General features: G+C 61.0%; 14 protein-coding genes. 5 read left to right on the forward strand and 9 right to left on the reverse strand.

The window, feature by feature from the left end; genetic code table 11:
• Positions 1–195 precede the first annotated feature (195 nt).
• The 3 genes from Har1129_RS06250 to Har1129_RS06260 are packed head-to-tail and all read left to right on the forward strand — an operon-like array spanning position 196 to position 3,094.
• Complete coding sequence (locus Har1129_RS06250; protein WP_151099879.1) at positions 196–1,641, forward strand: DUF58 domain-containing protein; 1,446 nt, start codon at positions 196–198, stop codon at positions 1,639–1,641.
• Positions 1,638–2,141: a hypothetical protein gene (locus Har1129_RS06255; protein ID WP_151099880.1), complete on the forward strand. Its 504-nt coding sequence runs from the start codon at positions 1,638–1,640 to the stop codon at positions 2,139–2,141. Before Har1129_RS06250 ends, Har1129_RS06255 begins: the two co-directional genes overlap by 4 nt.
• The gene (locus tag Har1129_RS06260; RefSeq protein ID WP_151099881.1) at positions 2,138–3,094 is read left to right on the forward strand and encodes a hypothetical protein; all 957 of its coding nucleotides are present in this window, start codon (positions 2,138–2,140) and stop codon (positions 3,092–3,094) included. Before Har1129_RS06255 ends, Har1129_RS06260 begins: the two co-directional genes overlap by 4 nt.
• A gap of 14 nt (positions 3,095–3,108) precedes the next feature.
• Here Har1129_RS06260 and Har1129_RS06265 read toward each other — a convergent pair whose 3' ends face one another.
• From Har1129_RS06265 to Har1129_RS06295, 7 genes are all read right to left on the reverse strand, one after another.
• The gene (locus Har1129_RS06265; RefSeq protein WP_151099882.1) at positions 3,109–4,119 is read right to left on the reverse strand and encodes a MoxR family ATPase; all 1,011 of its coding nucleotides are present in this window, start codon (positions 4,117–4,119) and stop codon (positions 3,109–3,111) included.
• Positions 4,112–5,206, reverse strand: coding sequence for a DUF4350 domain-containing protein (locus Har1129_RS06270; protein WP_151099883.1), 1,095 nt, complete (start codon positions 5,204–5,206; stop codon positions 4,112–4,114). Before Har1129_RS06270 ends, Har1129_RS06265 begins: the two co-directional genes overlap by 8 nt.
• The gene (locus Har1129_RS06275) at positions 5,206–5,481 is read right to left on the reverse strand and encodes a hypothetical protein (protein WP_151099884.1); all 276 of its coding nucleotides are present in this window, start codon (positions 5,479–5,481) and stop codon (positions 5,206–5,208) included. The genes Har1129_RS06270 and Har1129_RS06275 overlap by 1 nt, the downstream gene beginning before the upstream one ends.
• Before the next feature lie 74 nt (positions 5,482–5,555).
• Positions 5,556–8,621, reverse strand: coding sequence for an ABC transporter permease (locus Har1129_RS06280; RefSeq protein WP_151099885.1), 3,066 nt, complete (start codon positions 8,619–8,621; stop codon positions 5,556–5,558).
• Between the two features lie 7 nt (positions 8,622–8,628).
• Entirely contained in the window at positions 8,629–9,330 is a 702-nt protein-coding gene (locus tag Har1129_RS06285) for an ABC transporter ATP-binding protein (protein WP_151099886.1), read from the reverse strand.
• Between the two features lie 89 nt (positions 9,331–9,419).
• Positions 9,420–11,108 (reverse strand): sodium:phosphate symporter, encoded by a 1,689-nt coding sequence (locus Har1129_RS06290; protein ID WP_151099887.1) that lies wholly within the window; start codon positions 11,106–11,108, stop codon positions 9,420–9,422.
• Between the two features lie 174 nt (positions 11,109–11,282).
• The gene (locus Har1129_RS06295; protein WP_151102101.1) at positions 11,283–13,307 is read right to left on the reverse strand and encodes a DUF4129 domain-containing protein; all 2,025 of its coding nucleotides are present in this window, start codon (positions 13,305–13,307) and stop codon (positions 11,283–11,285) included.
• A gap of 209 nt (positions 13,308–13,516) precedes the next feature.
• On the opposite strand from Har1129_RS06295, the gene Har1129_RS06300 reads away from it, so the two are divergent.
• The gene (locus Har1129_RS06300; protein ID WP_151099888.1) at positions 13,517–14,530 is read left to right on the forward strand and encodes a DUF1616 domain-containing protein; all 1,014 of its coding nucleotides are present in this window, start codon (positions 13,517–13,519) and stop codon (positions 14,528–14,530) included.
• 115 nt (positions 14,531–14,645) lie between these two features.
• A complete protein-coding gene (locus tag Har1129_RS06305; protein WP_225307777.1) occupies positions 14,646–15,179 on the forward strand; it encodes a metal-dependent hydrolase in 534 nt (177 codons plus the stop codon).
• Positions 15,180–15,638: 459 nt separating this feature from the next.
• Here the strand turns inward: Har1129_RS06305 and Har1129_RS06310 are convergent, their stop codons facing one another.
• Both Har1129_RS06310 and Har1129_RS06315 read right to left on the reverse strand, forming a co-directional pair.
• A complete protein-coding gene (locus Har1129_RS06310; protein ID WP_151099889.1) occupies positions 15,639–17,285 on the reverse strand; it encodes a PGF-CTERM sorting domain-containing protein in 1,647 nt (548 codons plus the stop codon).
• Positions 17,286–17,608: 323 nt separating this feature from the next.
• Positions 17,609–18,889, reverse strand: a complete 1,281-nt coding sequence (locus Har1129_RS06315; protein WP_151099890.1) for a PGF-CTERM sorting domain-containing protein — start codon at positions 18,887–18,889, stop codon at positions 17,609–17,611.
• Between the last annotated feature and the right edge of the window lie 38 nt (positions 18,890–18,927).

Here is an 18,927-nt window from a genome sequence, read left to right on the forward strand (position 1 = left end):
ATCCAGACAGGTTTTCGAAAGTAGGAACCTGATGTGCCTCTCCAGCAGTTATACCTCAGACTTTCCGAGCAGCAGTTAAGTAAATAATCCACCAGATATCAATATCGATTTTGATTTTTAGAGCGGGCGCATATCACAAGGACCCGGCTACGTCTGTCGGTATCTTCAATGGGCTCGGTTCAGTAACAGAATCTAATGCGTGTCACCCGGCGGTTCTGGCTCACGCTCACTGCTATCGCTAGTCTCGTTGTGGGTGGTGGGCTGCTCGATGCACCGCTGTTAGTCGTCGGGGCCGTCGGGCTCGCAGGCTGGCTGCTCGCAATGCAGTTTGCGTTCGTCCGTGGCGTTTCACGACTCAAGAACAAACTCACTATCAGCCAGTCGCTCAATCGGTCCCGGGTACGGACCGACGCCGAAACGAAGTATACGCTTCAGGCATCAGTTGACGCCACCGGTGGTCACCTGCCGCTGTCAATCAAGGCAACGGTACCGCTCGCAGCACGGATAGAGGGGGGTCGCTCCCCAGCAATTACTCTCGATGGGTCGATGCAGTCATCATCGGTGACGATTCCACTCACTTGGGAGACCGTGGGCAACCACACTATGCCCGGGGCCACAGTCACGGTCAGTGACAGCACCGGGCTGTTTACCCAGTCGTTCGCGACGGCGGCCGGCCCTGAGATATCTGTCGAGTCGCCGTCGGTCGGTCCGATTCACGTTGGCCAGAGCGGGAAACAGTTGCTACGCGGTGTCGGCGAACACGATGCCCGCGGGAGGACGGGCGGCCTGTCAGCCGAGGAAATCCGGAAGTACGTCCCGGGTGACGCACTGAAATACGTCGACTGGAAGGCGACTGCTAGGCTAGACGAAGCGCACGTCCGCAACTACGAAGCCGAGAGTAACCGTAGCGTGGTGCTCGTCCTCGATCACCGTCAGACACTGGGCGATGGTGCACCTAGCGAAACCAAGCTAGATCACCTCAAAGCGGTCGCCGCGGCGTTCCAGCAGCGTGCCGAAACGACCCGCGACCCGTTAGGCTACATCACTATCGACGACGCGGGCGTGACGGAATCGAGAATCCCGGTGGCAAGAACCGAGGCCTACAGGTCGTGCAAACACCGGATCAGCGACCTCGACATCCAAACTGAAACGCCGGCAACAGCCACCGCGACATCGGCTCACACCGGAACGATGACAGGGACGGTGAACCCGACGGCAGACGCACAATCACCGATGGAAACGACGCTACTCGCGTATCAAGACGCCGCCGGATCAAAGCGACACCTTCCCAACCAACCGCTGTACAACGGGTTTCAGGCGGCACCACAGGAGATACGTGGTGCGGACCTGCTGGTCATCTGTACCGACGACAGCAACCCGATCGAACTTCGGAACACAGTTGGACTGGCGAGACGCAACGCGACGGAGGTCATCGTGTTTATCACTCCGTCGGTGGCCTTCGATATGGACCTCCTCACGGATCTCGATACCGCATACGAACGGTATCGGACCTTCGACCAGTTCCGGCGTGAACTGAACGAAATCGACTCGGTGACGGCCTACGAGGTTGGGTCGCCGGACCAGATCTCAGCTATTCTGTCCGGCAGCCCAGCGAACACAGACCAGCGGGAGTACGCATGAATATGGCACTGGAGACGAGGGCACGCTCACTCCGGTCACTGCCCACCGTACTGGGCCTGCTGGGCATCGCCGTAGCGGCAGGCGGGCTGGTCCTAGGTGGACCGGCATGGCTTGGTCTCGTCGGTGTTGTCCTCGGCGGTCTCTATCTGTCCGGAACACCCGTTCTTGCGGTCGTGCTCGGACAGCTAGCGCTCGTCACAGTCGAAACACCGTCACTGCTGCCGCTCGTCCTTGTCGAAGGTGGCCTGTTTCTTGCATTGCTTTCGGTAACTATCGAGACACCCGACGGTCGGGTCGCCGGCAGCCTCGTCGCGCTTGTCGTTCCACTGCTTGGCGGCCTCGTCTGGCTGTCGCTCTGGCGCTGGACCTTGGACCCCTTCAGGGTCGGGTCCGCCCTCGTCATCGGGATTGCCGTCGTCGGCTATCTGCTCCATCGCTATCTGCTGCTAGAACTTGACATCGTGACTGAAGACACAGCTTCGGATCGTGATTTCCTATGAGCCAACCCGAGCCCTCGCGACCGGACGCATCGGCCGACGAACCTACCCAGCAGACGGATATTGTACGGGACCGCCAGACACTTGAGGCGGAGCTAGAAGTGGTGCGGGAGGAGAACCGCCGGCTGCGCGAGTCCTACGCCCACGCAAAGCGAGCAACGTTCAGACGGACCGCAACGGGCTTTTTTGCGGTCGGTGGATTATCCCTCATAGCGTCGTTCGTCTTTCCGACCCTACAAACCATCTTCATCGCGTTCGGTGGGACCGGTGTGTTCGCCGGCATCGTCACGTTTTATCTCACTCCCGAGCGGTTCGTCTCGGCGTCGGTCAGTGACACAGTGTTCGACACGCTGGCCGATGTCGAACAGCACCTCATCAGAGAACTGGAACTACAGACCGAGGCGGTGTATGTCCCAACGACAGCCCGTCCGGAGACGAATGCGTGCCTATTCGTCCCCCAGCACGTCGAGTACGCGGTTCCCGACCCGGAGCAGTTGGGAGACCTGTTCGTTACGAGCGGTACCGAGGCGGAACAGGGTATATCGCTCTGCCCAACTGGTGACCGTCTGTACGCTGAGTTTGCGGAAACGATGTCTGGCAAGTTCGGTAGCGATCCCGATGCGATAGCGACACAGCTGGCTGCAGCCCTGTCCGAGCAGTTCGAGCTTGTCGATGACACAACAATCGAAACCGATGGCGAGAACCGAACCGCTTCCATTGCCATCGACAATCCTGCGTTCGGGGATATCCACCAACTAGACCACCCCATTGTATCCCTGCTCGCAGTGGGGTTTGCCACGGGCCTTGGTCGCCCAGTTACCGTCGACACCCGCGATGACGAGCGATTCAGCGCTGTTGTGACAGTTTCTTGGGACGAGCTCGAACAACCATCGGCACCGTCGAACGGTGCGACAGCCCAAGAACAAGAGACGACACCAGCCCCGGAAAGCGGCTGACGGCGGTCGGGTCGTTACTCGAACTCGCGTTTCGTCCCGCCGTCGCCAACCGCTGTCTCAACGCCCATACTGTGGTCGGTGTCAGACCCGGGCGGCGTAATCGACTGGAGGATTTCTTCGATAACCGCTTCGGGGCTGATCTGGCTTAGTTCGGCATCACTGTTCATGATCAGTCGATGCCGTAACACCGGAAGCGCCATCTCTTTTACATCGTCCGGAATGACATACTCCCGACCGTTCAGACGAGCGACTGCTTTGGCCGTATTCTGCAGAGCGATTGTCGCCCGCGGAGAGGCGCCGTGAATGACGTTTCGATGGTCCCGCGTTGCGCCGACGATCGCGAGAATGTACTCCTTGATGCTGTCTTCGATGTGTGTTTCAGGGACCACTGTCCGGGCATCCAGAAGTTCGCTCCGGGAGATGACCTGCGAGATAGAGTCCGCGTCGAGCGTCGGGTTTGCATCGAACCGGTCGAGGATTGTGCGCTCCTCCTCGGAGTTAGGAAGGTCAGTGACGAGTTTCATCTGGAACCGGTCGCGTTGGGCCTCCGGGAGTTTGAACGTCCCTTCCATCTCAAGGGGATTCATTGTCGCAACGACGGTAAACGGCGTCGGGAGTTCGAGCGTCGATCCCTCAATGGAGACCTGTCCCTCCTGCATCGCTTCGAGCAGCGCGCTCTGGGTTTTCGGCGGGGCGCGGTTGATCTCGTCTGCGATGACTAGGTTGGTAAACACTGGTCCTTTCTGCAGTTCGAACTCGCCGTTTCGCTGGTGATACACCGTCGTTCCAGTGATATCTGCAGGGAGGAGATCAGGCGTCATCTGGACCCTAGAGTGCTGGAGATCCGTCGCGTTGGCGACAAGCGTGGCAATCGTAGTTTTCGCGACACCGGGGACACCCTCCAGAAGCACATGGCCGCGTGTAAGCATAGCGACAGTAATATGCCGAAGAACCTGCTCGTTACCGATAAGAACAGTCTCCGTCTCCTCCTTGAGACGGTCGTACAGCACCGACGGATCAGTCATTGCGTTGACGTTCGGGCCGCTGTTTAATAATGGCTTCCGTTACTCGCTCTACCTGTGTAGCCTCCCAATCTGGATGACGGGCTCTGAGGTACTTCTCAACGCCGTCCCGGGAGAGATGCGGCTCCGGCTCGCGGCCCCCGTATTCTCGGAGCCGATCACGGAGATACTCGTCGAGATGACGGTCGTACGCGAATAGCAGCCCAACCAGCACGACGCCACAGAACAGCAACAACACGTCAGACTGCTGCACGGCCAGAACGGCAGCAGCCACTGGCGGGACGCTACTGACATGTGAGTAATCCAGCAAGGCGGTGTCGTGATTGGCGACGAGGTTCCGGACGAACTGTCGGTTGTCACCGCGTTCGAGCATCGCGTTCACGAAAATACTCGGATCACTGACGGCGATGACCCGCCCGTCGCCGACCGGTTCACTCGTGACGACGGGTCGGGACGCTAACTGTTCCTCGCCGTCGAGTTCGCCGTTACCGTTGGTGTCGAGGTAGGCGTATTCGGAGGTGCTAACGAGCGTCGTCGCGTCGCCAGCCCTGACAGTCGTCCCGTAGTTGAGGACGACAGTATCGACCCCGGTCGTCTCCGGATAGTCGCCGGCAGGCGTCGCTTCCGGGAACGACGAGTTTCGGTAGTAATTTCGGTTGTCGTACACCGGACGGCCGTCGAAGCGTGCGTCTGCCTCGACGGCAGCGAGCAGGTCATTTCCGTGCGGACGGTAATCCTCGGCGACGACGAGTGTCCCACCGCCTCGAACGAACTCCGCAATCCGTGTCCGCTCGCTCGACGAGTACGACGCCGCCGGCGAGAGGACGACCGCAACAGTACCGTCCGCGCTACTCGTCGGATACTGACTCACGTTCGTTCCAACAGTTACATTTGCGCCGGCGTCAGCTGCGACGTTTCGGAGCTCGCCGGTTCCGTCCCACTGGGAGTTATACGCGCCGAACGCCGCTGAGGACGTGCTCGCGGCGTAGACGAGCGCGATGAACGTGAGGGCTGTGTAGGTGGCAAGTAGTAGCTGTGGGAGAGTGAGCGACGGCAGCCGGGAGTCCTCAGAGAGCGGTAGCAGCGCCATCAGACCAGCCCCGGCGGTAGAATCGCAAGGATCCGTTTGATGACTACGTAGGCAAAGCCCACCAGACCAAGTCCGATGAGCCACCAGAGCCGCCGTCGCCAGCGCGGCGACACGGCCTGCGGTGCGACCAGTTCGACGGTGACGAGAAACCCGATCAGCGAGACGACGAAAAACAGCTCTAAGGTCAGCGCATCCAGCAGGGTCAACACGAGGATGGTACCAAGCACCCACATGAGATGCCCGTAAATGAACTGCTGGCGCTGTCGGGTCGCCATACAACGGCTTCTTGTCGGCAGACAGTCAAAGTTCCGACCGACGGTCGCCGGGTTATCTGCCCTAGCACTTCGGTTCAGTCGTCGCTAGGCTGTCTCTCGTCGACCAACTCGTCGTCGGGCCTTCGAGTCCGGTCGCCACTTGGAAGCAGTGAGACCGGTGACGCCGTCAGATACGGCACCGTTGCGACGAGGGCACCGAACAGGGCGAGCGAGACGCCGCCGACAAATATCGCTGCGAGGATGGTCGGCGGCGTCCGCGCGGAGAGGCGGAAGCCAAAGAAGACGAGCCAGCCGGCCCGCTCCAGCAACTCTAACGCGACGATTGACAACCCGAGTGCGAGCCCCGTCGCCGGGATAGCGATACGGGCGATGTCGGCCAGAATCGTCCGCAGGACTCGCCACTGGGTCGCACCGGTCGAGCGGTGGATGCCGATGGCCTGCCGACGCGCGTGGACGCCCTGCGCGAACGTCGCCGTTGTGCTGCCGACAGTACTCAGCGCTGAGAGGACGACAAGGACGCCGAGAATCAGCTGAACGTTCCCGAACACGCCCTCGACAGAGCGTTCGATGGGCGTTCCAGACGCGTACGACCCGCTACTTGCCACTGCGGATGCGAGTCGCCGGTCCCCCGTCACTTTGTACTCCGCCGTAGCGAGGGTGGTCCCGTTCGCTGTCACCCGATAGGTGTACGTTCCGGGCTGACCCCGTCCGCTGTCCGGGGAAAACCGTGTCTGCGTGACGTTTCCGGGCGGCATATACACTGTCCGGTTCCGGGAGACACCGGGACCGATGACACCGACAGTGCGTGTAATCGGTTCCTGCCATGGGTTTGCGAGTCCGATTCTGAGCGTTGGCGTCGTTAACACAGACCCCGAAGATGGTGATATCGATAACTCTCCATACAGTTCCCGTTGAGTTCCACGAACGATCTGAATCTCGTGTGTTGCTGTCTGGTCTCCAGACCGGGCCGTTATCGTGTAGTTCCCGGACTCGCGTGGCAGGGGAACGACGGCGACGCCGCTCGATCCAGTGCTGAGCGCCGGGCCGTCCACTGTGACAGTAGCGTTCGAAACAGGGTCCCCAGTTTTCGTGACGACAGGGACCGAGAGCCCGGACCCGGGCGGGGCCTGTGACGGCAGTTGGCTCGGGATTTCGATGGCGTTCGGCGAAACGACAGTCACTGAATGGGTGTACTCCCCAGCGGAGGCGTTTGCGGTCCCCAGTTCGGACGCCCTGAACGAGACAGTCCCGGTCCGCTCCTGTCCCGGCGGGACAGCCACTGTCGTCGTTCGCTGCGCCCCTCGATACTGGACTGTGACCTCCCGATCTACCCGCCCGTTACCGACGTTTCGCACGTCGACGCTGAAGTTGATCGTCTCATCTTTCGTGACGCGTCTCGGACCTGATAGCCCTGTCACGACAGCGCCCGACTGGTTGGCAGCGACACCGTCAGCGTCGTCCATCTCGGACACCGTCCCCTTCACGCGAATCATGTGGACCTGTCCCTTCGCGGTCGCCAAGTCAGCCGCAGAATCAAGCGGCAGGATGAGCAGGTCATCAAGCGTTCGAGCGGCGTCGAACCGCCCGACAACGGTCACCCGTCGAATCCCGGGCTTGACGCTCCCGCTGACGGTCAGTTTGTCACCGACCTCGACGTCAAGTGTCTGTGCGAGATCGCTCCCGATGACGGCCTCGTCGTACCGCTGTGGCTCTCGCCCCTCGACCAGCGTTGCGCCGGTGACGTTCGCGAACGCGTCGTACCTCGCCCCGTGGGCCATGTACGGCTGGCCGTCCGAGACCTGTGCGTAGATGATCTCCGGGCTGGCCGGCGTCCCGTCGGCCCGGAGCGCCGACGCGTACTCGGCGTCGAGGCGACTGTTCAGCGGGTGTGGCGCGCCGGCTTCGGTGATCGTTCCGGTGCCGCCCGCCGCGCCGCCGAGCGGGGACGCGAGGCCGGCCAGCGAGACGACCAGCAGGAACGTGATGCCGAAGACAGTTAGCGTCGCCGCCGTCGGAACGACCGAGCGCCACGAGAGGAACGTCGGTGTGACCCACCGTCTGAGCGTCGCAAGCGTCGGCTGCCCGGACTGGCCGGATCGAGCATGGCGGTTCCCGAGCGAGGCCGGTGGACGGGTCGCTGCGGGATAGGCCGCGAGCGCGCCGGCGACCAGCCCCATCAAGACGAATATTCCGGCGACGCCAGCGACAATGCTTGCACTCTGGCCGGTCACAGTGATATCGAGCGCGATGGGGAGGCCGACGTAAATCGCGACGTTGACAAGCGCCTTAATGAGAATGAGTCCGACAGCGTAGCCCAGAATTACACCAGTGGTTACGAGGAGACCGGCCCGGAGCGTAAACAGGAGTCCCACGCGCCACCCCGACGCACCGGTCGAGCGGATGACCCGGATCGCATCAAGCCGGTCGCGGACGCTCATCCGCGTGACGTTGTAGACGACGATGAGGACCAGCAAGCCGCCGGCGGCCGCCGCGATGCCCAGCGCCCAGAGCACCTGTTCTAAGCCGCCGAGGACGTACAAGAGCGCGCTGACAAGCGGCGCTCCCTCGCTGGGCAGACTCCCCAGCCCGGTCCCACTCGGGCTGCGGTCAATGACGAAGTAGCCGGTGACACCGACTCGCTGGGCTGTCGAGGCAGTCGTCGCGTACCACTGGTTCGAGAGGAACGTCGTCCCCCGCTCCTGTGGCACGACGGTGAGCGAGACGGTCCCGTTCGACCCGCTGACCGTTCGAGTCCGCTGTTGGGAGACCGGTCCCCGGCCGTCAACACTGTCTGGGATTGTCGGTAAGCGCCCTTCCTGCCACTGAGCCGACCCCTCGATGAGCACCCTAGGCGTATCGGGCGGAATGCCGACGAGGCGAACGTCGGTTCCGTTTACCGTTGCCGTCGCTGTCGGGAGCACGGTGACATCCCCGTCAGTGTCGGGCGGGCCGTTCGCCGCGTCGTGGTAGGTGACCGTCCCGGAGTTCGCAAGCGGTTCGGCGAACGTTTCCGAGTACGTGACGGCGGTGAACAACAGCAGGACCGTGCCGATGAGAAACGCAGCCGTCACGGCGATGACGACGACGGTGAGCCGGTCCCGTCTGGACCAGCGAAACAGGAGAGCGTTTCTGTATCCCATCGGTTCGTTAGTTCGTCTCCGTGGACGGGCTCGCGTCCGGCGTCGAGGCAGCATCGGAGACGAGCGTGCCGCCGCGGATGAACAGCCGCTCGTCGAACCGCTGGGCCAGTTGTGGGTCGTGGCTGATGACGACGAGCGCGGTTTCCGTCGATTCCTTCATGCTGAACAGGAGGTTTAGCACCGACTCGGCGGTGTCCGGGTCTAGCTGCCCGGTCGGTTCGTCGGCGAGGATTATTTCGGGGCGGTTTGCAAGTGCCCGTGCGATGGCGACCCGCTGTTTCTCGCCGCCGCTCAGCGTCGCTGGGTACTGGTGTTCAAGCCCGGTGATTCCCAGACGTTCGAACAGCGTCTCCAGCCAGTCAGGGTCGCGGTCGCCGGCATGTTCCTGTGGGAGCGACGCGTTCTCGCGGGCGGTCAGGTCGCCGATGAGCTGGAAGTCCTGAAAGACGAACCCGAGCGTGGTCCGTCGGAGGCTGGCGCGCTGGCGTTCGGACAGGGCACTCGCGTCCCGTCCAGCGACCTTAAGTCGACCGCTAGACGGTGGTTCTAGCAGTCCGAGGACGTTGAACAGCGTCGACTTCCCAGCCCCGCTAGGTCCCTGAACGAGCATCGCCGCGTCGGACCCGACCGTGAGCGAGACGCCATCGAGAATTGTGGTGCCCCGTCGTGTGACACACAGCTCCGAGCCGACGAGGACGGGGTCAGTCATTATCGGCCTTTCTGCCGGCCCCGTATTGTATGCCACGGTTACATACCCGGGAGAGATAGGCATGGATGGACCCACTAAACCATGTGCACTCAGCAACTCGTCCGGTTCCCACCGGGCCGAACGAGGTACACGGAGTCGAGGCCGCGCGTGTCATAGACTACGTTGTTTTCGTAGCGCCACTCCTCCAGCACCGCGGGCGTGGTCTTCTCGCTGCCTGCCGGGAACAGGTGTGCCCCAGTCGTCCCCCACGACGCCCGCGACAGTGTCGGGCAATTGGGTTTTGTCCCCCCACCAAGCCATCGGGCAGTCGGCTGGTACGTTCCACTGGCCGCGCCCGGGTAGTACAAGGCAACGATACGGCTGAACGGGTGATCGGACACCCACTGCTCGTCGACGTGCTCTGCAGTGAACGTCGCGGCCGCAAACTGCGATTCGGTCGCCCCGGTCGGGAAGGCTAGCGTATCGAGGTTGACGAACGCGATTGGCATCGTCGCAAGCGCGGCGACTACGACGACAACTGTCAGCACAGTTGCGAGTCGGTGGCTGTGGGTTCTGAGCGTTCCAAGCCCCTCAGCCGGCGACGGCGACCGCCGATAGGCGACCGATGCAACGCCGATGCCGGCGAGCACGAACACGGGCAGATGGACGAACGTCTGCCCACGGAGCGCTGTCCCGTAGTACTCCGGCGTCAGCGAGGCGGTTAGGGAGAAGTACACGATAACAATCGGTGCCAGCAGTAACGCCAACACGACCGGCCCGATCAATCGCCGGTCGCGGCTCGCACGCGGGAGGCCGACAACCGCAAACACCATCGGGACGGCGAAAGCCGCGACAAGCAGCAAGAGACCAGTCGGTGTGGTCTGTGTCCCGGGGAACACTGTCTGTACCGCGTTCGAACCCAGCGTCAGGAACCAGAGGCCGACAGCGCCACCGATTGTCACCCGTTGCAGGCGAGCGCTCGTCCGCTGGAACCAGATCAGTGTCGCGACCAGCACGACGACCCAAGCCAGAAACAGCCCCGGATACGCGCTGACACGGTCGACGTAGGGCACTTCCAGAAGCGAGCGTTCTGCAATCCGGTAGTACCCCCACATATACACCCAGAAGCCCGCGACGACGACAAGAGCAGTAACGGCGTCACGACGTGACGGAATCCGGGCAAGATGCGCAGCCAGTACCCCCGTAAGTACCAGTGCAGCGATGAGCGAACTGAACGTGTGCAAGAGCGGGAAGGCAGCGAACAGGACGACCGCAACGGCTCCCCATCGACGCCTGTATCGCTCCATCGTGAGCAACCGATGGACGGCAATCGCAAACAGCGGGAGCAAAAGGAACGCCAGCGCCTCTTCGTCCGTCTGTCCAGTCCGCCGGAGATAGACACCCTCTACCGCGAGTCCCATCCCAACCACTCCCATCGCCAGCGTCGTCCGCGAGTGGGCCCACCGACTCGACTGTGCGAGGCGTTTGACCAGTGCCATCGCCGTCAGACAGGACGCCGCACCGGTGACCGCGACGACCGGCTGGGCGATGTACAGCGGTCGCTCCCCGGTAAGTGCGCCGACAACTGTCAGAACAGCGGTAAAGACGATGTTATCCGCGCGGAATCGCGTGAGCGGAAACGTCCCCGTTTCGAGCGTGTCCCTAGCCAGAGCAACGTACCCGAATCCGTCTAGCGTCGAGGGCAGCGGTGTCCAGTGGAGCGTCGTCAGTCGGGCCGCGACTGCCACGGCCAGCACAGCCACGATGAGCAGCACTCGCCCCTTCCGGCCGTCACTCATTAGCGAGTCCTACAGCGGGTGGGTGTAAGATAGTTACCGCATTTCGACGGCCGATTCGGGAGCCGTTACGGTCCCTCGGCCCCCTGCGGCTGCTGCTAGCCCTGTCGAGAATCGGTTATGACCGGTGAAGGGAAGCGTCTGGACACATCCGAGGTGTCATCCGCGAGTGGTTAGTTATGAGTCGCCGTTTGACTTGATCTTGCGGGCACGTTCGACGGCTGCTTCCGCGTGTGACGGGTCAACCGCTGTCGGGGCGAACGCTGCCGTTTCAAAGGCTTCGACCACTGTTTCGATATCCGCGATCCGTTCCTCGGGAACGCCGTGTTTCTGGCTCCGCTGGAGGAGTTCCCAGTGTGTCGCCCCCTCGTGAATCCCGTTTTCCACCGCTAGCTCGTCGTGGACCGCGGTGTACGCTAGCATCGCTGCAGCGTCGTAGTTCCCGCCATCCAGATGCGTCTCAACGCGTTCCTCAAACGTCGTACTCGTCGTCTCCGGTGACGTCGCCGACTGGTCGGGGTCAGTCGGCGATACATCGGCTGTCTCGGCCGGTGCGGTCGAGTCCGTCTCCTGAGAGTGACGGAACCGCGGAACGACAAGCCAAGCTGCGACGACGAGTATAAGCGCCATTCCGCCGCCAAGGACAGGCAACCAACTGTATCCGAGGATCCCGTTCCCGAAGCCGGCTGCTGGGTTCTCGCCGGAGCCGACGGGTGGATTTCCACCTCCGGACTCCGCTGGCGCCGTTGCCGTTGCAGTCGCGTTACCGAGGTTCGAACTCGGTTCGTCGTACGTGGCGGTAACGGTAACTGAATCGTTGGTCTGGGGTTCGGTGAGGACGGTCTGGAACGACCCGTTCCGGTTCGTTTCAACGCGCTGTATCCCGCTAGCACCGGCCTGCAGACGTACCGGACGATCCGCCACAGGGTCCCCAGCAGCGGTCTGGAGCTGGCCGCTGGCAAGAATCCCGTTATCCGTACGTGAGACGCTCATTGAGAGGGCCGTTTGAGTCTCAACGACGACAACGGGGGTTTCCGACCGCACGCCCGCAATCGCGCGGTCTTCATACGGAACCCGAGCGACAACCTGACGCTCGCCGTCGTTTACCGACGCCGGGACTCGAAGCGTTTCTGTGACGGTTCCATCCGGACCAGTCGCCGTCCGTGCGACGACGGTGTCACCAATTGCGAACTCCACTGTGACTCCGTCGACACCTATCGACTCGACTGTCACGGACGCCGTAGCGTTGAGTCGGTCGCCGTATCCCACGGTCTCCGGCGCGATTTCGCTCACCACATCCGGCCGCACCTGTTGTACGTCAATAGTGAACGTGGCGTTGTCAGACAGGTACACCGAGTCGGTAGCTGGGATGTACTCGACTGGCACGGCCTGTGATCCGAGTGGCGCGGAGCGGGGGCGGTACTGCGTTTCAAACATGCCGTTCGAATTAGTCCGAACCGTCTGCGTCCGGTTCCCGACCCTGAGTTCGACTGCCTCGTCTGCGATGACTGAGCCGTTCTCAGTCTTGATCTGGCCAGAAACCGTTCCGGGATCACTGAACGATGCGGTCGAGTCTATCGCCCGGACAGTGAGCGTTGTCCCGACAAGCACCTCTTCACGGATAGCCGCCTGCGTCGCCGTGATGTTCGCTGTCGTCTCATTGATCTCGGTCTGTCCCGAAGACAGGTCGACAGACGTGGCGTTCTCGATCCGGTCGAAGTTCTGGGTCAGTTCCTGGCTCCTGTCGCTGATGTTCGATGCCGTTCGCTCCATCGCACGCGCCGTGATACGGGCCTCGCGTTCGTCACCGCGCTCGCGTGCTTCCTGATACGCCGCATACTGTTGGCGATACCGCTGTACCTCGTCCGTGAGATTCCGCTGGTTCTCGCGTGCGGACTCGAACTCTCCCGCAGCGGTGTCGTCTGTCTCCGAGGATGTATCACCAGCAACCTCGACGTACTGCTCTAGACGGGTGTCGTAGTCGTCACCCAGAACCGACCGAGCCCGGTCATACTGGGCATTCGATAGTGCGATACTGCTGTTTTCCAACTGCCCGCCCATCGTCTGAGCCAACCAAGTGGCCGTTTCGTCGCTGTACTCGCCGTCCGATACCGAATCCGGGTTTTCCTGTTGTGTCTCGTTGTCGTCTGTCGGCGTCTCCACCTGACGGGTCAGCGCCGGACCCCCGTCGTCGGTTCCCATCGCTGCCACCCCACTGGCACCCGCTGTAAGCCCTAGTATTGTCAGGGTGACGAACACGGCCCACGACTGGCTCCGGAACACACCGAGTTATTCTGCTGGTTTGATAAAATGCGTTCGGTTGACTCACCTGAGCCAGTCTCAGTCAGGGACTGTAACAGGAAGCGACGCAATCAGCTATTTTTTTACCGTGCCGACATGACTCACTGCTAATGGCTGAAACCAAGGCGTGGAAACTACTCCTGCCGCGCCAACTCCGCCATCTCCCGGCCGATCTAGCGGGCGTTATCGGCGTGGTGATTCTGACGAACCTAGCCGCTCTCCTTCCGGTCGTCTCCGATACGCCGGTCCGTATCATCGCCGGGCTCGTGTTTGTCCTTTTCATTCCCGGCTATGCGTTCATCGCAGCGCTGTTTCCGGAGGCCGGGAGCGGCCCCACAGCCGACGATGAGGCTGTTTCGGATCCACGAGCCGACGGAATCGACGGTATCGAACGTGTCGCGCTCTCGTTCGGACTCAGCATCGCGCTCGTTCCGCTGGTCGGTCTGGTGTTGAACTTCACGCCGTGGGGCATCCGCCTGCTTCCGATTCTCGTCTCGCTCAGCGGCTTGACGCTCATGTTGACCGCTATCGCGGCGGTTCGGCGCTGGGCGGTACCCGCTGACGAACGGTTTCGTGTACCGTATCGCGCGTGGCTCAGTGCTGGACGAGAAGAGTTGTTCTCGCCGGCTTCACGGACGGACGCCGCTCTGAACGTGCTGTTGGTGCTGAGCATCCTGCTTGCGGCCGCCAGCGTCGGGTACGCCATCACAGTGCCGAAAGACGGCGAGCGGTTCAGCGAGTTCTATCTGCTAACAGCGGACGAAGACGGCGAACTCGTCGCTGACGGTTATCCGACAGAGTTCCAGCAGGGCGACGGCCGCTCGTTGATCATCGGTATCGGGAATCAGGAACACGAGCGAACGGAGTACACCGTTATCGCCGAGTTACAACGCGTCGAGCGTGTCGACAACGAGACCCGGGTCCGGGAACGGTCGGAACTGCGGCGCTTCCAGCCGACGCTGGGCCACAACGAGACTTGGCAGCGCCAACACGAGGTGCAACCCGAGATGACCGGCGACGGGCTTCGGCTCCAGTACCTGCTATACCGCGGTCCACCGCCTGAGACCGTAGACCAATCGACGGCGTACCGGGAGGTCCACCTCTGGGTGAACGTAACCGGCTGACCAGTTTATCATAGAGAGCAGCGCTACCCCCGGTAAAACGGGGCTGTCTCACTGCCCGTTTCCGGAGAGATAACCCGGCGAACGGCTTTTCTTTTCTCGGAACGTTGGCTTCACGGTGTACCCCGCAGGCCACTTCCTCCTCGCAGCCGTCCCGCTGACGGTATATACGGTGGCTCGGTGGCGTCGCCTCCCGTCCGGACCGATGGTACTTCTCCTGCTTGGCGCGACACAACTCCCGGACGTAATCGACAAGCCACTCGCGTGGACGTTCGCTATTCTTCCGAGCGGACGCATGCTGGCCCATTCGCTGGTCGTTTCGCTACCCATCCTCACCGTCCTTGTATTGCTGGCTGCCCGCCGGGGCTATGGGCGGTACGCAGTGGTGTTTTCCGCCGGCTACCTCTCACACATCGCCGGCGACTTCTATCCGATTGTGCGGCTCGGAACGGACTACTACTTCTTCCCGAACCTGTTCTGGCCGCTGTTGGCGGCTAACCCCGATAGAGCGCCGTCGTTTGCGGCGCATTCGCCCGACAGCCTGCTCTCGCTTGCTGTCCCTCTGATCGTCTTCGGACTAGCTGTCAGCTACAGTCTCGTGACGGTCTACCGGAGATACGAACAGATCCCAAGGGAGATACCACAGCAGTAATACGTTCGTGTCCAGCGGCGTTGTCAGCCGAGGGGGTGAGTTTCGGTGGCGGGTGTCCGGCCATCAGCCAGATACCAGAGCGACTGTTCCCAAACTAGGGTTCATAGAGTAAAACGGGCCGGCCGTCTCAGGCTGGTGTCGCGGACTCGATCGGTGTCTCGCCGCAGTTGACACAGATATACTCCTCGTCAACGGTGAGTACGACCGGTGAATTGCATGTGATGCACTTGAGTTTCGCCGCACGAGATGGCTTTGCGTAGTCCCCCATTGTATGTACCTTACACATCCATGTTATTCGCAAACTGATATAAAATTACCTTTTTCAGCAACAATACATCTGCAACCACTAGCGACAGGATAGTTCAGCTACTCCGGAAAGTAGCTCTAAATGGGGACACGGCAAGAAAGAAAACCGTCCCAAAGAATAGCCGAGACCGCCGCGTAAACTGTGGAAGTTCGTTAGTTCCGACGTGCCAAGAATCCGGCACCTAGCAATGCTAGCACCGCGACGAGCACGGTGAATCCGGGGCCACTCGAACTCGTGGTCTCAATTGAGCCTTCCGTCCCAGTTGTGTCCGTATTGTCGGGTTGCTGTGCACCACCACCACCTGCGGTCGTGGCTGTTTCCGTCTGCTCATCCTCGTCCTCGGTTTCGACCGTTTCAGTGCCGTCGTCCGTGGCAGTTTGGTCCTCACCCTCGGTCGTCACTTCGTCCTCAGTGCCCTCACTATCGGAGTTGTCGTCTCCACTGTCGCCACCGCCACTGTTGTTATCACCGTCGTCGCCACCGCCACTGTTGTTATCATCGTCATCGCCACCGCCACTGTTGTTATCATCGTCGTCGCCACCACCACTGTTGTTATCATCGTCGTCGCCACCGCTGTCACCATCGGTCTCGTTCGACTGTGACAGTGTGACCGTCCCAGTGGCGGAGTTGATCTCGTTCGAGTCTTCGCCAACAGCGATGTGAACGTACGTGTACGTCCCGTTTGGCCAAGAGTCGAGTGTTTCGACGTCGACGGTGGTATCGGAGGGACCAGATACCGTCGTCGCCGAGGCATGCATCACGTCGTCCCCGGTCGACTCCGGCGATGCTTCGGAGAGAACGAACCCGAACAGCCCAACTAGTCCCGCTGACGGCATCGCCCCTGCCGTCGTCGAGTCCTCACCAATGAGGGAGGCGTCATCATCTGTCGACGAGACACCGTTGACACCATCGAAGGAATTCTCGACCGTGACCTGATCTTCCGAGAAATTCTCATCGATATCACCGGTCACCCGGACGGTGCTCGTCCGCTGTTGCAGTTCGTCCTCGTCGAACACCAACACAGCGTGCGTCACAGAGTCGTCTTCCAGTTCGGTCTCGATATCGAGCGAGATGTTATCGCCAACGGCGACATCGTCGGAGGTCGCATCGACCGTGGACGGGCTTTCCTGAACCAGCGTCTGTTCGACGCCGACGACGGTCACGTTCCCGTCGGCCGAGACGTTATTGTCCGAAACAGACAGGCCCTGTCCGTCATCGACAGTGACCAGAATGAAGCCGTAGGCACCGCCCGAGTCAGGTGTGTACGAGGTTTCGAGCACACCGTTGTCGTCTATCGAACCGACACCCTCCGCGTCGTCTAGCAGCTCGACCGAGTTGGCGTTGGAGTCGTTCGTAAAGATACTAGCTAGATCGGTTCTGACGCTTCCGTCGCTAAACCCGGCCGCATCTGGGCTCTCAGAGAGCCTGACAGCGAGCAGTTGCGCCTCGTCGCCAGCAAGTCCAGTCGTTCCAGCCCCGGTAGTTGATTCGAACGTCAGATCAACTGACTCGCCCGTCTCGTGGATCGTGTACTCTTCCCTGTTGAGTGGTACGTCACCGGTCTGGGCCGACTCGATGTTGATGTACGTCTCCGGGGCAGCTATCGCCGTTGGCCCGGTGGAGGACGTTCGAAGCGGGAGCAGTGACCGCTCCCAGACATCCACGTTTTCCGTCACCGCTGTCGTTTGCCCATCGGCAACTGGCGTTGCCGCCGACGTGACCGACAAGGGGGCAGCTAACACCAGCAGCACTGTAATCGCACAAATTACAGTGCGTTTTCCTTTTGTTGGTTTATACATTACTGAATTTTTTCGGATGGGCGCGGTATAATCCTTATGCAGTGACATTCGACGATACACGGTGTCATCTGAGTGTTACAAAGTCCGTAGGCACCGTCTGTGGGCTTTACAGCGCGAATTGTGGACGTGTCTCGATAAGTTACCCTAGTCGTATTTGTGAAGACCGTTAAAAATGGTTCAATTTTGATAGTAAGTGATTGACGGCAAACCGGGATTTAACACCAACTGGACAATATTCGGCCGCGCCACCGAGTAAACTCCGCAAGCTTCGGTGCTCAAATACGTGCCGTATTCGGTGGACTCAGCCAGTGAACGCCGCTCAGTCAGTTATCTGCTTCGCCTTCATCGTCGTCCCCAGCATCATTTGGTCCGGCAGGGTTATCCGGGGGACCACCGCCGTTGCTCGGACCGCCACCGTTGTCAGGACCGCCGCCCGGACTTAGAGCCACTGTTCCGGTATCCGAGTTGATGCTCCCGGACTCGGTGCCGACTGCAACGTGGACGTACTGATACGCACCGTTTGGCCAGGAATCCAGTGTTTGGACCGTCACGTTGGTGTCAGAGTCACCGCTGGCGAGTGTCGCAGAAGCATGGATAACGTCGCCCTCGGCATCCGATTCAGCTTCGGAAATCAGTGTGCCGAACAATCCCTGCAACCCAATTGCGGGAATCGACTGGTTCCCGGAGAGATTGACACCCGCGATACTGGTGTTGTCGCCGACCGTCGCAACGCCGCTGACACCGTCGAAGGAGTTCTCGACAGTGATCTGGTCCGTCGAGAAACTCTCGTTCAGTTCGCCCGACACGGTCACCGTACTCGACTGCCGCTGGAGTTCACCCTGTCGGACCAGCAGGACCGCGTGGGTGACGTTTTCGTCTTCGATCTCAGTGTCGACATTCAGTGTGACGTTATCACCGGGATTGACCGGGTTCTGTGTCCGCTCGACGTTCGAGGCGTTGTCCTGTACCACGGCCTGTTCGACGCCGACAACGGTCACGTTACCGTTGACAGATACGTTTCCGTCCGACACCGATAGCCCTTCATCACCCTCGTCGACAGTCACCAGAACGAAGCCGTATGCGCCGCCTGACTCAGGAGTGTATGAGGCGTTCACTTCACCCTCCGCACTTATCGCCCCGACGCCCTCTGAGTCGTCGAGTAGTTCCGACGACGTGATATTCGAGTTGTTTGCGAAGACATCGTCGAGGGAAGCGGCGGAAATGTTACTTGTGTTTACCCCAGCAGTGGTCGGTGCTTCATCTACTTTGACAGCCAGCAGTTGCGCCTCGTCGCCGGCAAGTGCCCTCGTCCCAGCACCGATCCGGGATTCGAAGGACAGGTTTATCGACTCGTTGCGCTCGTGAATCGTCATCGTCCGCTTGTTGAGCGGTAAGTCGCCAGTCGCAGCTGACTCGACATTGATGAACGTCTGCGGTGCCACTATCGTGGTCGGCCCTTCCGAGGTCGTTCGAAGCGTGAGCGGGGACCGTTCCCACACGTCGACGTTTTCGGTCACTGAAACCGACTGACTCTCAGCAACGGGGGTTGCCCCGACAGTGGACGTCACTGCTAACGGACCAGCGAGTACCACCGCGACTGCCATCACGAAGAGAACAGTCGTCCTTAGTATTGGTGTTTTTA

It is taken from the genome of Haloarcula sp. CBA1129 (assembly GCF_008729015.1).
GTDB lineage: Archaea > Halobacteriota > Halobacteria > Halobacteriales > Haloarculaceae > Haloarcula.

Bases quoted from the DNA above. Each gene is read 5' to 3' on its own strand.
- Har1129_RS06280 (WP_151099885.1), bottom strand. From the start codon at position 8,621: ATGGGATACAGAAACGCTCTCCTGTTTCGCTGGTCCAGACGGGACCGG.
- Har1129_RS06265 (WP_151099882.1), bottom strand. From the start codon at position 4,119: ATGACTGATCCGTCGGTGCTGTACGACCGTCTCAAGGAGGAGACGGAG.
- Har1129_RS06295 (WP_151102101.1), bottom strand. From the start codon at position 13,307: ATGGGAACCGACGACGGGGGTCCGGCGCTGACCCGTCAGGTGGAGACG.
- Har1129_RS06275 (WP_151099884.1), bottom strand. From the start codon at position 5,481: ATGGCGACCCGACAGCGCCAGCAGTTCATTTACGGGCATCTCATGTGG.
- Har1129_RS06310 (WP_151099889.1), bottom strand. From the start codon at position 17,285: ATGTATAAACCAACAAAAGGAAAACGCACTGTAATTTGTGCGATTACA.
- Har1129_RS06300 (WP_151099888.1), top strand. From the start codon at position 13,517: ATGGCTGAAACCAAGGCGTGGAAACTACTCCTGCCGCGCCAACTCCGC.
- Har1129_RS06255 (WP_151099880.1), top strand. From the start codon at position 1,638: ATGAATATGGCACTGGAGACGAGGGCACGCTCACTCCGGTCACTGCCC.
- Har1129_RS06285 (WP_151099886.1), bottom strand. From the start codon at position 9,330: ATGACTGACCCCGTCCTCGTCGGCTCGGAGCTGTGTGTCACACGACGG.
- Har1129_RS06270 (WP_151099883.1), bottom strand. From the start codon at position 5,206: ATGGCGCTGCTACCGCTCTCTGAGGACTCCCGGCTGCCGTCGCTCACT.
- Har1129_RS06260 (WP_151099881.1), top strand. From the start codon at position 2,138: ATGAGCCAACCCGAGCCCTCGCGACCGGACGCATCGGCCGACGAACCT.
- Har1129_RS06315 (WP_151099890.1), bottom strand. From the start codon at position 18,889: ATGGCAGTCGCGGTGGTACTCGCTGGTCCGTTAGCAGTGACGTCCACT.
- Har1129_RS06290 (WP_151099887.1), bottom strand. From the start codon at position 11,108: ATGAGTGACGGCCGGAAGGGGCGAGTGCTGCTCATCGTGGCTGTGCTG.
- Har1129_RS06250 (WP_151099879.1), top strand. From the start codon at position 196: ATGCGTGTCACCCGGCGGTTCTGGCTCACGCTCACTGCTATCGCTAGT.